General features: G+C 24.5%; 14 protein-coding genes and 1 tRNA gene. 10 read left to right on the top strand and 5 right to left on the bottom strand.

The window, feature by feature from the left end:
- Positions 1 to 4: 4 nt before the first annotated feature.
- Genes trpD through trpA form a run of 5 tightly spaced genes read left to right on the top strand, consistent with a single transcriptional unit; the run spans position 5 to position 4,348 of the window.
- Positions 5 to 991, top strand: a complete 987-nt coding sequence (trpD, locus tag H0H78_RS01045) for an anthranilate phosphoribosyltransferase (RefSeq protein WP_185851165.1) — start codon at positions 5 to 7, stop codon at positions 989 to 991.
- Positions 988 to 1,779 (top strand): indole-3-glycerol phosphate synthase TrpC, encoded by a 792-nt coding sequence (trpC, locus tag H0H78_RS01040; protein ID WP_185851164.1) that lies wholly within the window; start codon positions 988 to 990, stop codon positions 1,777 to 1,779. Before trpD ends, trpC begins: the two co-directional genes overlap by 4 nt.
- The gene (gene trpF, locus H0H78_RS01035) at positions 1,769 to 2,407 is read left to right on the top strand and encodes a phosphoribosylanthranilate isomerase (protein ID WP_185851163.1); all 639 of its coding nucleotides are present in this window, start codon (positions 1,769 to 1,771) and stop codon (positions 2,405 to 2,407) included. Before trpC ends, trpF begins: the two co-directional genes overlap by 11 nt.
- Positions 2,404 to 3,597: a tryptophan synthase subunit beta gene (gene trpB, locus H0H78_RS01030; protein WP_185851162.1), complete on the top strand. Its 1,194-nt coding sequence runs from the start codon at positions 2,404 to 2,406 to the stop codon at positions 3,595 to 3,597. Before trpF ends, trpB begins: the two co-directional genes overlap by 4 nt.
- Positions 3,581 to 4,348 (top strand): tryptophan synthase subunit alpha, encoded by a 768-nt coding sequence (gene trpA, locus H0H78_RS01025; protein WP_185851161.1) that lies wholly within the window; start codon positions 3,581 to 3,583, stop codon positions 4,346 to 4,348. The genes trpB and trpA overlap by 17 nt, the downstream gene beginning before the upstream one ends.
- Here the strand turns inward: trpA and H0H78_RS01020 are convergent.
- From H0H78_RS01020 to H0H78_RS01005, 4 genes are all read right to left on the bottom strand, one after another.
- Positions 4,341 to 5,030, bottom strand: coding sequence for a YggS family pyridoxal phosphate-dependent enzyme (locus tag H0H78_RS01020; protein WP_185851160.1), 690 nt, complete (start codon positions 5,028 to 5,030; stop codon positions 4,341 to 4,343). The genes trpA and H0H78_RS01020 overlap by 8 nt on opposite strands.
- Positions 5,027 to 6,088: a 3-phosphoserine/phosphohydroxythreonine transaminase gene (serC, locus tag H0H78_RS01015; protein WP_185851159.1), complete on the bottom strand. Its 1,062-nt coding sequence runs from the start codon at positions 6,086 to 6,088 to the stop codon at positions 5,027 to 5,029. Before serC ends, H0H78_RS01020 begins: the two co-directional genes overlap by 4 nt.
- A 65-nt stretch (positions 6,089 to 6,153) precedes the next feature.
- Positions 6,154 to 7,491, bottom strand: coding sequence for a tRNA lysidine(34) synthetase TilS (gene tilS, locus H0H78_RS01010; protein WP_185851158.1), 1,338 nt, complete (start codon positions 7,489 to 7,491; stop codon positions 6,154 to 6,156).
- 16 nt (positions 7,492 to 7,507) lie between these two features.
- Positions 7,508 to 8,017: a shikimate kinase gene (locus H0H78_RS01005; protein ID WP_185851157.1), complete on the bottom strand. Its 510-nt coding sequence runs from the start codon at positions 8,015 to 8,017 to the stop codon at positions 7,508 to 7,510.
- 63 nt (positions 8,018 to 8,080) lie between these two features.
- Between H0H78_RS01005 and H0H78_RS01000 the strand changes: the two genes are divergently transcribed.
- Positions 8,081 to 8,153 (top strand) — tRNA-Lys (locus H0H78_RS01000).
- Between the two features lie 19 nt (positions 8,154 to 8,172).
- On the opposite strand, the gene H0H78_RS00995 is transcribed toward H0H78_RS01000, so the two are convergent.
- Entirely contained in the window at positions 8,173 to 8,940 is a 768-nt protein-coding gene (locus H0H78_RS00995; RefSeq protein ID WP_185851156.1) for an exodeoxyribonuclease III, read from the bottom strand.
- A 185-nt stretch (positions 8,941 to 9,125) separates the two neighbouring features.
- Between H0H78_RS00995 and hisG the strand changes: the two genes are divergently transcribed.
- Genes hisG through hisB form a run of 4 tightly spaced genes read left to right on the top strand, consistent with a single transcriptional unit; the run spans position 9,126 to position 13,534 of the window.
- Positions 9,126 to 9,986, top strand: coding sequence for an ATP phosphoribosyltransferase (gene hisG / locus H0H78_RS00990; RefSeq protein ID WP_185851155.1), 861 nt, complete (start codon positions 9,126 to 9,128; stop codon positions 9,984 to 9,986).
- Positions 9,987 to 10,003: 17 nt separating this feature from the next.
- Positions 10,004 to 11,302 carry a histidinol dehydrogenase gene (hisD, locus tag H0H78_RS00985; RefSeq protein ID WP_185851264.1) on the top strand — a complete coding sequence of 433 codons (1,299 nt, stop codon included), beginning with the start codon at positions 10,004 to 10,006 and terminating at the stop codon, positions 11,300 to 11,302.
- Positions 11,292 to 12,410: a histidinol-phosphate transaminase gene (gene hisC, locus H0H78_RS00980; protein WP_185851154.1), complete on the top strand. Its 1,119-nt coding sequence runs from the start codon at positions 11,292 to 11,294 to the stop codon at positions 12,408 to 12,410. Before hisD ends, hisC begins: the two co-directional genes overlap by 11 nt.
- Positions 12,407 to 13,534: a bifunctional histidinol-phosphatase/imidazoleglycerol-phosphate dehydratase HisB gene (gene hisB / locus H0H78_RS00975; RefSeq protein WP_185851153.1), complete on the top strand. Its 1,128-nt coding sequence runs from the start codon at positions 12,407 to 12,409 to the stop codon at positions 13,532 to 13,534. The genes hisC and hisB overlap by 4 nt, the downstream gene beginning before the upstream one ends.
- Positions 13,535 to 13,563 lie beyond the last annotated feature (29 nt).

Raw genomic sequence — 13,563 nt, 5'->3', positions numbered from 1 at the left:
AATTATGAAAAAAATATTGAATCATCTGTTATTAGAGAAAACACTTACAAAAGAAGAAGCAAAAAACATCATATATAATTTATATAAAGGAAAAATTAAACATTCTCAAGTAATAGCTATGGTTACTATTTATAACATGAGAAATCCTACTATAGAAGAAATAATTGGTTTTCAACATGCTTTAATGGAATTATGTGTTCCAATAGATCTAACAGATTTTCATTCTGTTGATATTGTTGGAACAGGAGGAGATGGAAAAAATACTTTTAATATTTCTACTTTAGCATGTTTTATTGTTGCAGGTACTGGAGAGAAAGTAATAAAACATGGTAATTTTGGTTTTTCATCTTCTACGGGATCTTCTAATATTTTAAATAGATTGGGTTATATTTTTACAAGTAAAGAAGATAAATTAAGAAAACAATTGGATAAAGTAGGTTTTTGCTATTTACATGCCCCTTTATTTCATCCGGTATTAAATATTGTATCTGATACAAGAAAAGAATTAGGAATAAGGACTTTATTTAATATTCTTGGGCCTTTATTAAACCCAGGGATACCTAAAAATCAATTATTAGGAGTTAATAATTTAGAATTAGCAAGAATGTATTACTATGTTTATCAAAACACAAATAATAACTACGCCATTATTCATAGTTTAGATGGTTATGACGAAATAACGTTAACTAGCGATATTAAATGTTATTCTACTATAGGTGAAAAATTTTATACTATAGAGGAATTGGGAAAAAGAAAAATACATCCTAAAGAGTTAAAAGGAGGAAAAAATACGGAAGAAAATACACAAATATTCATGAATATTTTATCTGGAAAAGGAAGTGAAGCTCAAAATGAAGTAGTATTAACAAATGCTACATTTGCTTTAAGTCTTATAAATAAAGATAGTTTAGAAACTAATTATGAGAAAGCTAAATTTTCTTTAAAAAGTGGAAAAGCAAAAAATATTCTTAAAAAACTATTAGAATTATGAATTTTCTTGATCAAATCATATTGAAAAAAAAGAAAGAAGTTTCTAAGAATAAAGAATTTTTTTCTATAAAAAAATTAGAAAGCAGTTCTCTTTTTCAAAAAAAAACTTCTTCTATAGTAAAAAATTTAAGAAAAAATAATATTGGTATTATTGCAGAATTCAAACGAAAATCACCTTCTAAAGGTATGCTTAATAAGGATGTATTCATAGAAAAAGTAGTTAAAGATTATGAAAAAGCGGGTGCTATTGGTTTATCTATACTAACTGATTTTTCTTTCTTTTCCGGTAGAAAAGAAGATTTAATAAAAACATGTTCAATTGTAACTATCCCTGTATTAAGAAAAGATTTTATAATTGACGAATATCAAATTATAGAATCTAAATCTATAGGATCTGATGTTATATTATTAATAGCAGATATTTTATCTAAAAAAAAAATTCGAGATTTTTCTTTTTTAGCAAAAAGCATAGGGTTAGAAATTATTTTAGAACTTAACAGGGAAAAGGAAATGGATAAATTGACTGATCATATCGATATTATAGGAATTAACAATCGTAACTTACATAATTTTATTGTTGATTCAAAAAATTGTTTAAAATTAATTTCAAAATTACCTAATAACTATTTAAAAATAGCAGAAAGTGGAATAAACAATATTCAGGATATACTCTATTTAAAAAATAGAGGTTTTTCCGGTTTTCTTATAGGAGAGTTTTTTATGAAAACTAAAGATCCTGGAAATACTTGTAAAAATATGATAGAGACCTTAAAAAATTATGAAAAATAGATTATTAAAAATAAAGATATGCGGAATAAAATATGATATAAAAGATATATCTTCTTTAGATCCTGATTTTATGGGTTTTATTTTTTATCCAAAATCTCCTAGATTTGTAGGATCTAATTTTTTTCTACCAAAATTAAAAAAAGGTATATTAAAAACTGGAGTCTTTGTAAATGAAACAGAAGATAATTTGTTAAAAATTAGCAAAGATAAAAAATTAGATTTTGTTCAACTTCATGGTAATGAAACTCCTTTTTATTGTGAAAAAATATTAAAAAAAGGATTGAAGATAATAAAAACATTTCATATAGATAAAACTTTTTCTTTTAATAGAATTCAAGATTATATCTCCTTATGTAATTATTTTCTATTTGATACTAGGATTCCATTATTTTATGGAGGAAGTGGAAAAAAATTTTGTTGGAAAAGACTATATGAATATAACTTGGATGTTCCTTTTTTTTTAAGTGGAGGTATAGGAATAGAAGATTTAGAAAAAATTAAAAAATTTTTTTATTCAAACTCTAAGATGTTTGGAATAGATGTTAATAGTAGATTCGAAATAAAACCAGGAAAAAAAAACAAAATATCTCTCAATAATTTTATTAGAGAAATAAAAGAAAAACTATGAAATACTTCGTGGATAAAAATGGATACTATGGAATGTTTGGAGGCTCTTTTATTCCTGAAATGCTATATAACAACCTTAAGGAATTGCAAGATAATTATAAAGAGATAATAGAAAGTGTACAATTTAAAAAATTGTATGATAATTTAATGAAAAATTATGTAGGAAGACCTACTCCTTTATTTTTTTGTAAAAAATATTCAGACAAATATCATGCAAAAATTTATCTGAAAAGAGAAGATTTAAATCATACTGGATCACATAAAATAAATAATACAATAGGACAAGCCTTGTTAGCTAAAAAACTTGGAAAGAAAAAGATTATAGCTGAAACTGGAGCAGGACAACATGGAGTTGCTACGGCAACTGTTTGTGCTTTGATGAATTTAGAATGTTTCATATTTATGGGTAAAAAAGATATGAATCGTCAATATTCTAATGTTCTTAGAATGAAATCTCTTGGAGCTAGGATTAAACCTGTTTCTAGCGGAGAAATGACATTAAAAGATGCAATCAATGAAGCTATTCGTTTTTGGATAAATCATTCGGAAAGTTATTATTTAATGGGGTCAACTGTAGGTCCTCATCCTTATCCTCAAATGGTTGCTGATTTTCAATCAATTATAAGTAAAGAAATAAAAACACAATTAGAAGAGAAAGAAGGTCGATTATATCCAGATTATGTTATTGCTTGCATTGGAGGTGGAAGTAATGCTGCAGGTTCTTTTTATCATTTTCTAGATCAAAAAAAAGTTAATTTGATCGCTGTAGAAGCTTCTGGATTAGGAATTAATACAAAAAAGAACTCGGCTTCTATACATTGTGGATCTAAAGGAATATTACATGGTTCTATGACTATCTTCTTACAAGATGAATATGGTCAAATTTTACCTACTCATTCTATATCTGCTGGTTTGGATTATCCTGGAATAGGACCTATGCATGCTAATCTATTTTTTCAGAAACGTGTAAAATTTTTACACTCTACAGACGAAGAAGCTTTAAATGCCGGTTATGAATTGATCCAATTAGAAGGAATTTTACCTGCATTAGAAAGTGCACATGCATTAGCTGTATTGAATAAGATAGATTTTAAAATTAATGAGATTGTTATTGTTAATTTATCTGGAAGGGGAGACAAAGATATTAAAGTTTATAATGATTTTTTCAAAAAAGATGAACCAAATACATAAATTATTTCAATCAAAGAAAAGAAGAATATTCTGTGTTTATTTTACTGCAGGTTATCCTACACTTAATAGTATGGAAGAAATACTTCACGTTTTACAATCTACTCCTGTAGATTTAATTGAAATAGGTCTTCCTTATTCAGATCCATTATCTGATGGAGTTGTTATTCAAAATAGCAGCAGAATAGCATTAAAAAATGGAATGAATATTTCTCTTTTATTCTCAATAATAGAAAAAATAAAGAAAAAAATAAGAACTCCTATTATTCTTATGGGATATTACAATCAATTTTATAAATTTGGAGAAGAAAAATTTTTAAAGGAAAGTCAAAAATCTGGTGTTTCTGGATTAATTTTTCCAGATTTATCTGTTGATATTTATGTAAAAAAATATGAAAAAATGTTCAAAAAATATTTCATATCCATGATTTTTTTAATTACACCAAAAACAGATATGTCAAGAATTATTTATTTGAGCAAAATAACTGATGGTTTTTTATATGTAGTATCTTCTAATTCAATCACTGGAAAACATACTCTTTTTAAAAAAGAGCATTTTACTTTTTTTACAAAAATAAAAAGAATATCTAATATTCCTAAATTAATTGGATTCGGAATTCAAAATAAAAATGATTTTGACTTCGCTTGTAAATATGCAAATGGAGGAATAATAGGTAGTTCTTTCATTCAATCAATCAATAAAAATAGATTAAAATCTAGTATTATAGAATATATAGAAACCATTCTTATGTAGTTCTTTTTTCTCTTTTACCAAAAATAATTTCGCCTAATCTGATACAATTAGATCCATTTTTTATAGCTATGGGATAATCTTTACTCATTCCCATAGATAGAATATAATGTTTATATTTTTTTTTAAATTTTTTATACAATTGGTTCAAAGAAAAAAACTCTTTTTCAATTTCTTCATCTGTAGTTTGAAAAGATGATATGCCCATTAAACCAATAATTTTAACATATTTCATATTTTTATAAGTTTCGTCTTCTAAAATTTTTTTAGCTATTTGATTTGTAATTCCTGTTTTGTTTTTATCCTTACAAATTTTTATCTGCAATAAACATTTTATTATACGATTATATTTTGAAGCTTCTTTATTGATAATTTGAATATGTTTCATTTTTTGAACACTATGAATGAGATTTATAAAAGGAATTATATATTTCAATTTGTTACTTTGAATGATTCCAGTCATATGCCAACGGATGTCTTTTGGTAATTTTTGATATTTTTGGATCATTTCTTGAATATAATTTTCTCCAAAATCTCTTTGTCCTATTTTATAAAGTTTTTTTATAGAAGAAATATCCTGATTTTTAGATATAGCTAAAATTTTTATATTTTTTGGTAGTGATTTTTTTATAGAAAAAAATATATTTTCAATAGTTTTTACTTGTTTTTTATTTTTATTAGTCAAATTTTTCTTTCAAATTCTCTCATTATTTCAATTAAAAATTGAACACTTTTCAATGGAAGAGCATTATAAATACTAGCTCTATATCCTCCTATAGATCGGTGTCCTTCCAAACCTATAATATTTTCTTTTTTCCATATTCTATTAAATTTTTTTTCTAATTCTTTTTTCTTTAAAAAAAAGGTAACGTTCATGTTAGAACGATCTTCTTTATCAATTTTATTTTCAAATAAATGATTTCTATCTATTTCTTCATACAACATTTTAGCTTTTTTTTCGTTCTCTTGTTCTAAATATGAAAGACCGCCCTTACTTTCTATCCATTCTAAAGTCAACATAGAAGTATAAATAGAAAATACATTTGGAGTATTGAAAATTCTATTATTTTTCATGTGAATCCTATAATCAAGATAAGAAGGTATACTTCTTTTAATCTTTCCTATAATTTTTTTGTTTATTATAACAATAGTCATACCTGAAGAACTTATATTTTTTTGAGCTGAAGCATAGATTAAATCAAATTCACGAAAATTCAATTCTCTACTAAAAATATCAGAAGACATATCGCAAACTATTGGAATAGTAGTTTTTGGAAAGGTTTTCATTTGTGTTCCTATAATCGTATTATTGGATGTACAATGAAAATAGTCTGCTTCATTTGGTATTTTATAATTTTTAGATATGTACGTATATTTTTCTTTTTTTGAAGAAAAAAGAACTTTTACTTCTCCAAAATTTTCTGCTTCTTTAATTGCATTAAATGCCCATATTCCTGTATCCAAGTATGCTGCCCTTTTTTTCATTAAATTATATGGAATCATACTAAATTGCAAGGTAGCACCTCCTTGAAGAAATAAAATAATATAATCATCACTTAAATTCATTATACGTTTTACTAAATCAGTTGTTTTATCCAAAATATTTAAAAAATCATCGCTTCTATGAGATATTTCAAGTAGAGAAAGACCTGTTTGATTATAATTAATCACGGATTGAGCAGATTTTTTAATTACTTTTTTTGGTAAAATAGAGGGCCCTGCATTGAAATTATATATTTTCATAAATAGAATAACTAACTATTTCTGTAAAAAATTAAAAAAAAAACCAATTCAAATGGATAGAAAAATTATATTTTTATTTTTAAAATATTTTTTGTTTTATCCGTTATCTTATATCTATCATCTAAACGTTGACCAAATATTAAAATAATATTTCCATTACCATTTACTAATAACCATGTTAGTTCCTTTTCTAGAATGGAAATTTTTTTATCCTTATAATATTTACTTATTTTTTTTTTCCCTTTCATATTTAAAGGGAAAAAAAAATCTCCTTTTTTCCATGTTCTTAACAATAAAGGAAATTGAATTTTGTCAAAATCAATAAATGATGTTTTTATATCTTTTTTTATTTTTTCTTCTTTTGGAAGTAAAAAAAATTCTATTTTAAAAGGCAATGTACTTATATATTTTAAGTTTGAAATAATATATATTTTATTTTTTTTTTCAAAAAAAAGATTACTTACTAAAAGCCAATGATTCCTATTTTTAATCAGACTATACTTTTTTGATTGAAGTTTTTTTCCAGATTGTGAATCAAGAAAATTTATTAGGTTTTTTACATGAAAAAATCCATAGGAAAAAAATATTTTATATAAAAAAAAAGATCTTTGTTGTAATTTTTTTATCTTTTCACAAGATATTTTCCAATAGAAAAATGGTTTATTTTTCTTTTCTACTGTAATAGATTCTTGTATTTTTAAAATTTGTTTTTCTATGAACAAATTTTCTCTATAAAGAAATTTTATACTTTTTTTAAATCCTTTATAAAAAGAATTTGGAAAATAAGAGGTCGAATTTCGAATTTGATTTCTTAAATAACAATTTTTTAGATTACTACTATCTAATCTGTAATCTATTTTCTTAATTTTTGCATAATGAATAATCTCTTTTTTAGTAAAATTAAAAAGAGGACGAATAATTTTATTATTCCTTATAAAAGGAATACCTAACAACCCTTTTATTCCTGTTCCTCTTATTATATTCATTATAAATGTTTCTATAGAATCATTTAAATGATGTCCTAAAACTAAATAATCATATAAATTATTTTTCAATAATTCATCAAACCATTTATATCTAAGTTCTCTAGCAGACATCTGCACAGATAATTTATGTTTAATAGAAAATTTTAAAGTATCAAATTTTTTTATATGACATAGTATTTTTTTTTTCATACAAAATTTTTGAACAAAAATTTCATCTTCATCCGATTCTTTATTTCTAAGAGAAAAATTACAATGTGCTACTTCTAACAGAGTATTAGGAATTAAAAGTAGCAAATGAAGAAGAACCATACTATCTATTCCTCCACTTACAGAAACACAAATTTTTTTTTTTTCAAATGAAAAATTTTTTTGAATTTTTTCTAAAAAAAACAGATCATTTTTTCCTATTTTCTCCATAATAAAATATCTTTTTTTATAAAGAATCAAAAATTTGTTGAGCTATTTCATATTTAGATTTTTCTTTAATTTCTATTTCTTTATAAGATTTTTCGTAAAAAAAGACTCTTTCTGATAAATGTTTTTTAATAAACAAAAATAGTTCATTTTTAGATAAATGAGAGATCAAAGGCCTCTTTTTTTTCTCTTTATATAATCTTTTAAATAGAGTTTCAGCGTCCCCTTTTAGATAAAATGTTTTTGATAAAAGATTCAGAAGATTCATATTATCGTAATAACAAGGAGTTCCTCCTCCGACAGAAAAAATATATTTATGATGTTTTTTTAAAAAATTTTTAACCATTGTATGCTCTATTTTTCTAAAAACTTTTTCTCCCTTATCTTTAAAAATATTAGAAATAGATTTTTTCTGATCACGCATAAGAAGTTCATCTAAATCATAAAATTTTAATTTTGATTTTTTAGATAAAATTTTACCAATAGATGTTTTTCCACTTCCCATATATCCAATTAACGTAATTTTCACAAAAAGATAAAATTTATAATAGTATATTTGTTTTGCTTATATTTAAGCATATCATTATATAAAGACCTGATAGCTCAGCTGGTAGAGCATTACACTTTTAATGTAAGGGCCCTGGGTTCGAATCCCAGTCAGGTCATTTTCTCTTATATATTTTATTAATTGTTTATTTCTAAAACAGTTGGACAATGATCAGAATATTTTATTTCAGGTAATAAATAAGCATTATTCATCTTTTCTTCTAAGGATTTACTAACCATAGCATAATCAATTCTCCAACCTTTATTTTTTTTTCTAGAATGAAAACGATAACTCCACCAACTGTAATGGTTAGATTCCTTTACGTAGTTCCTAAAACTATCTATAAATCCCAAATTTATAAATTGATCCATCCACATTCTTTCTTCTGGTAAAAAACCGGATATTTCTTTATTTCTTAAAGGATCATGAATATCTATTTTTTTATGACAAATATTATAATCTCCACAGATAATAAGTTTATCTTTTTCTTTTTTTATTTTTTTGATATAAGAAAGAAAATTGTTCATAAAGTAAAATTTAAAATCTAATCTATTTTTTCTCATTTTTCCCGAAGGAATATAAAGACTGATCACTGATTTTTTTTCTAAATCAATACGTAAAACTCTACCTTCTAAATCAATAGAATCTATTCCTATTCCATATTCTATATGAGTAGGTTTTTCTTTACTTAGAATAGCAACTCCACTGTAACCTTTCTTTTTTTTAGAGGAAAACCAAAAATGGTGATATCCTAGATCATTAAATAAACTTGTTTTAATTTGTTCTGGATTAGCTTTTATTTCTTGAAAGCATAAAATATCAGGATTACAAATTTTTATCCAATTTAGTAAACCTTTCTTTATTCCAGATCTAATTCCATTTATATTGTAACTAATAATTTTCATATAGAAAAATTTTTATTACATAATAAATATATTATCGAAGAATTGAAAAAAAATAGAGATTAAAAAAGGTTCAATAATATTCGAAATAGTTTTTTATATTTGCTGTAACGCATTATTAATTCTGAGAGTTTTTTATTATAAAGCTTACTTTTTTTGTAAGCTTTTCTTCTTTTTTTCCTAAAAATATGGATAATAAATTAAAAATAGCCATTCAAAAATCAGGTCGTCTTTACGAGGATTCTATTAAATTGCTTAAAGATTGCAGTATTGAAATTAATATTGGAATAGATAAATTGAAAACAACAGCTCTTAATTTTCCATTAGAAATACTCTTTTTAAGAGATGACGATATTCCTCAATATTTAGAAGATGGAGTAGCAGATATAGGAATCGTAGGAAAAAATATTCTTCTAGAAAAAAGAAAAAAAGTGCAAATCAAAGAAACTCTTGGTTTTGGAAAATGTCGTCTTTCTATAGCTGTACCTAAGTCTTTTAAATACAATAATATAAAATTTTTAAATGGAAAACGTATTGCAACTAGTTATCCTTTTTTGGTAAAAGAGTTTTTTGGAAAAAAAAATATAAAAGCAGATATACATGAAATATCTGGTGCAGTAGAAATTGCGCCTGGAATAGGTTTAGCCGATTGTATTTGTGATTTGGTTAGCAGTGGATCTACTCTTTTCATGAATGGTTTAAAAGAAGTAGAAACTATTCTTCGATCTGAAGCCGTATTAGCTTCTCATATGTACTTAGGATCTTTGCAAAAAATGATTTTGGACAAATTTCTTTTTAGAATTAGAGCAGTAAAAAAAGCAAAAAACAATAAATACATTCTTCTAAATGTACCTAATGAAAGATTAGATATGATAATTTCTTATCTTCCTGGAATTAAAAGTCCAGCGATTCTTCCTTTGGCTAATTCAGAATGTAGTTCTGTTCATTCTGTAGTAAATGAAAATGACTTTTGGCGTATTATAGAGAATTTAAAAGAGCTTGGAGCTCAAGATATATTGGTTCTTCCTATAGAAAAAATTATACTATAAATAGATTTTATTTAATTATGGATATTAAAACATACTTTAATCCACCATTAAAAATATGGGAATTTTTTATAAAAAGAAAAGTAAAAAATATTTCAAAATTAACTAATATAGTTCTTCCTATAATAGATCATGTTAAAAAATATGGAGATCTAGCCTTAAAAACTTATACACGAAAGTATGACTATGTCAATTTAAAAGAAATTAAAATAACGGAAGAAGAAATAACCCAATCCAATCAACAAATTTCAGATACATTAAAAGAGGGGATTCATTTAGCATATAATAATATAAAATATTTTCATGAAAATCAAATACAAAAAGAATCAAAAATAGAGATTTCATCAGGAATTTTTTGTTGGAGAAAAACTGTTCCTATTGAAAAAGTAGGTTTTTACATACCTGGAGGGACAGCTCCTTTATTATCTACTGTTTTAATGTTAGGAGTTCCAAGTAAATTAAGTGGATGTAAAGATATTATTATTTGTACACCTCCAAATAAAAGTGGAAAAATACATCCTTCTATTTTATATATAGCAAATAAATATATAGGAATTCATCGTATTTATAAAGTAGGAGGATCACAAGCTATAGCAGCTATGGCTTATGGAACAGAAACTATTCCTTCCGTTTATAAAATATTTGGTCCTGGAAATTCTTACGTTACATTAGCTAAACAAATTGTAGCAAATAAAGGAATTGTTTCTATAGATGTCCCTGCTGGACCTTCCGAAATTGTTATCTTAGCAGATAAAACTGCTAATCCAGAATATGTGGTTTCTGATTTAATTTCTCAATCAGAACACGATCCAGAAAGTTATATACTTTTAATATCCATTCATGAATCTTTTATAAATCAAGTAAAAAAAGAATTGAAAAGACAGTTAACAAATATTACTAATAGATTTTCTATCATTAAAAAATCATTAGAAAAAAGCAGAATTATTTTTTTTTCTACTTTGGAAAGAAGCATTGAATTTATTAACCAAGTAGCTCCAGAACATTTAATTATTAATTGTCATAATTCTTCCTACTGGGGTAATAAAATTAAAAATGCGGGATCTGTTTTTTTGGGTAATTACTCTCCAGTTAGTGCAGGTGATTATGCTACTGGTACCAATCATATTCTTCCTACATATGGTTATGCAAAATCTTATAGTGGAGTATCTGTAGACAGTTTTATAAAAAAAATAACATTTCAAAGATTATCTAAAAAAGGATTAAGAAGTTTATCAAAGTGTATAGAAGTTTTATCTTCAACAGAAGGATTAATAGAACATAAGAGATCTATTAATATTAGATTAAAAAATGAATCTTAAAAAAAAAGATATGGATAACAGAAAGAAAATTATTAATTTTGATTTAAATTCTTTAGTAAGAGATAATATTCTTCATGTATCTCCTTATCTATCTGCTAGAGAAGAATATACAAGTAATAATAAAAATTCAATTTTTTTAGATGCTAATGAAAACTCTTTTGGAGCTCCTTTATCTTTTTCTAATTCTTATAATAGATATCCAGATCCGTTACAAATAGAGTTAAAAAAAAAGATATCAGAAGTAAAAAATATTCCTTTTTCAAAAATTTTTTTGGGAAATGGAAGTGATGAAATTATTGATTTAATATATCGTATTTTTTCTCGTCCTAAAATAGATCATTCTATTATTTTTCCTCCTACTTATGGTATGTATGAAATAAGTGGAAGAATTCATGGTGTTGATGTTATGAAAATAACTTTAATTGAAGATGAATATCAATTAAATTTGAATAAAATAGAAAAAGTAATTAATCCATATAGCAAAATTATTTTTATATGTTCACCTAATAATCCTACAGGAAATAATATCAAAAGAGAAGATATTAAAAATATAATAGAAAAATTTAAGGGAATTGTTGTATTAGATGAAGCTTATATAGATTTTTCAGATCAAAAATCTTTTTCAGTAGAAATAGAAAAATATCCGAATTTAATTGTTTTACAAACTTTATCTAAATCATGGGGTTTGGCTGGGTTAAGAATAGGAATAGCCATTACTTCTGAAAATATTATTCAATGGATGAATAAAGTAAAAACTCCTTATAATATTAATCAAGTTTCACAAAAAATAGCTATTAAAGCTCTTGAAAACAAAGATCTTTTTTTTTATTATTTAAAAAGTATCCTTTCAGAAAGAAAATATATGGAAGAGTCTTTAAAGAAGATTTCTATAATAAAGAAGGTTTATCCAAGTTCTTCTAATTTTTTACTTGTTAAGATTCCTTTTTATGCAAAAAATCTCTATCAATATTTAATAGATAAGAATATTGTTGTTAGAGATCGTTCTAAATTAATTTTATGTGACGAATGTTTAAGAATAACAATAGGAACTCATAAAGAAAATAAATATTTGATAGATAAAATTAGAAAATATTCTAGAGTAGAATGAAAAAAATATTATTTATTGATCGAGATGGAACACTGATTAAAGAAAATCCTCCAACTTATCAAATTGACAGGATAGAAAAAGTTGATTTTTATCCTAGAGTTCTCTTTTTTTTAAATAAAATAGCTAATGAATTAGATTATATTTTTGTCATGGTAACAAATCAAGATGGTTTGGGTTCAGATAACTTTCCTGAAGAAAGTTTTTGGCCTATACATAATCATATATTGAAAGTTTTTAGAACAGAAGGAATAAAATTTTTTTCGGTTCATATAGATAAAACATATCCAGAAGATATGTCTTCTACAAGAAAACCTGAAATAGGTATGTTAACCTCTTATTTTGATTCTTGTTATGATCTTAAACATTCTTTTGTTATTGGAGATAGGATGACAGATATTTTATTAGCTAAAAATATAGGATGTAAATCTATATGGATAAATGAAAATCTTTCTTTCGAAGAAGAAAATTTATCCTTAAAAGATATCTTAGTACTTAAGACGGATAATTGGAAAGATATTTATGAATTTTTATTAAAAAATGAATCAAAAATTATTCATTACAGGAGAAAAACGTTAGAAACAAATGTTCAAATAGGAATAAATTTATATGGAGACGGAAAATCAAAAATAAAAACAGGTTTGGGTTTTTTAGATCATCTTTTGGAACAAATGTCTTTTCATAGTCTTATTGACTTAAATATTTATGCAAAAGGAGATATTGATGTAGATGAACATCATACTGTAGAAGATACGGCAATAACTCTAGGAGAAGCTTTTCATAAAGCAATAGATACAAAAATAGGAATAGAACGTTATGGTTTTTTTATCCTTCCTATGGATGATTGTTTATCTACAGTAGCATTGGATATAAGTGGTAGAAGTCAATTATCTTGGAATGTCGAATTCATAAGAGAAAAGATAGGTCAAGTTTCCACAGAAATGTTTATTCATTTTTTTAAATCTTTCTCTTCCTCTGCAAAATGTAATCTGTATATTAAATCCATTGGAAAAAATGATCATCATAAAATAGAATCTATTTTCAAGGCCTTTTCTATTTCTCTTAAAATGGCTATAAAAAAAAGAATAAATTCTAAAAAAATACCTAGTTCTAAGGGTCTTTTGTAAACATTATTTAATGTTTAATGAAAAAAATT

This window comes from Blattabacterium cuenoti (genome assembly GCF_014251235.1).
GTDB classification, from domain to species: domain Bacteria; phylum Bacteroidota; class Bacteroidia; order Flavobacteriales; family Blattabacteriaceae; genus Blattabacterium; species Blattabacterium cuenoti_AF.
Note: the sequence above shows the minus strand (reverse complement) of the source record. Positions and strands in the feature narration are given on the sequence as shown.

What these genes read in the sequence shown, in the direction of transcription:
- trpD (WP_185851165.1), top strand. Translation starts at nt 5, where the DNA reads ATGAAAAAAATATTGAATCATCTGTTATTAGAGAAAACACTTACAAAA.
- trpC (WP_185851164.1), top strand. Translation starts at nt 988, where the DNA reads ATGAATTTTCTTGATCAAATCATATTGAAAAAAAAGAAAGAAGTTTCT.
- trpF (WP_185851163.1), top strand. Translation starts at nt 1,769, where the DNA reads ATGAAAAATAGATTATTAAAAATAAAGATATGCGGAATAAAATATGAT.
- trpB (WP_185851162.1), top strand. Translation starts at nt 2,404, where the DNA reads ATGAAATACTTCGTGGATAAAAATGGATACTATGGAATGTTTGGAGGC.
- trpA (WP_185851161.1), top strand. Translation starts at nt 3,581, where the DNA reads ATGAACCAAATACATAAATTATTTCAATCAAAGAAAAGAAGAATATTC.
- serC (WP_185851159.1), bottom strand. Translation starts at nt 6,088, where the DNA reads ATGAAAATATATAATTTCAATGCAGGGCCCTCTATTTTACCAAAAAAA.
- tilS (WP_185851158.1), bottom strand. Translation starts at nt 7,491, where the DNA reads ATGGAGAAAATAGGAAAAAATGATCTGTTTTTTTTAGAAAAAATTCAA.
- H0H78_RS00995 (WP_185851156.1), bottom strand. Translation starts at nt 8,940, where the DNA reads ATGAAAATTATTAGTTACAATATAAATGGAATTAGATCTGGAATAAAG.
- hisG (WP_185851155.1), top strand. Translation starts at nt 9,126, where the DNA reads ATGGATAATAAATTAAAAATAGCCATTCAAAAATCAGGTCGTCTTTAC.
- hisD (WP_185851264.1), top strand. Translation starts at nt 10,004, where the DNA reads ATGGATATTAAAACATACTTTAATCCACCATTAAAAATATGGGAATTT.
- hisC (WP_185851154.1), top strand. Translation starts at nt 11,292, where the DNA reads ATGAATCTTAAAAAAAAAGATATGGATAACAGAAAGAAAATTATTAAT.
- hisB (WP_185851153.1), top strand. Translation starts at nt 12,407, where the DNA reads ATGAAAAAAATATTATTTATTGATCGAGATGGAACACTGATTAAAGAA.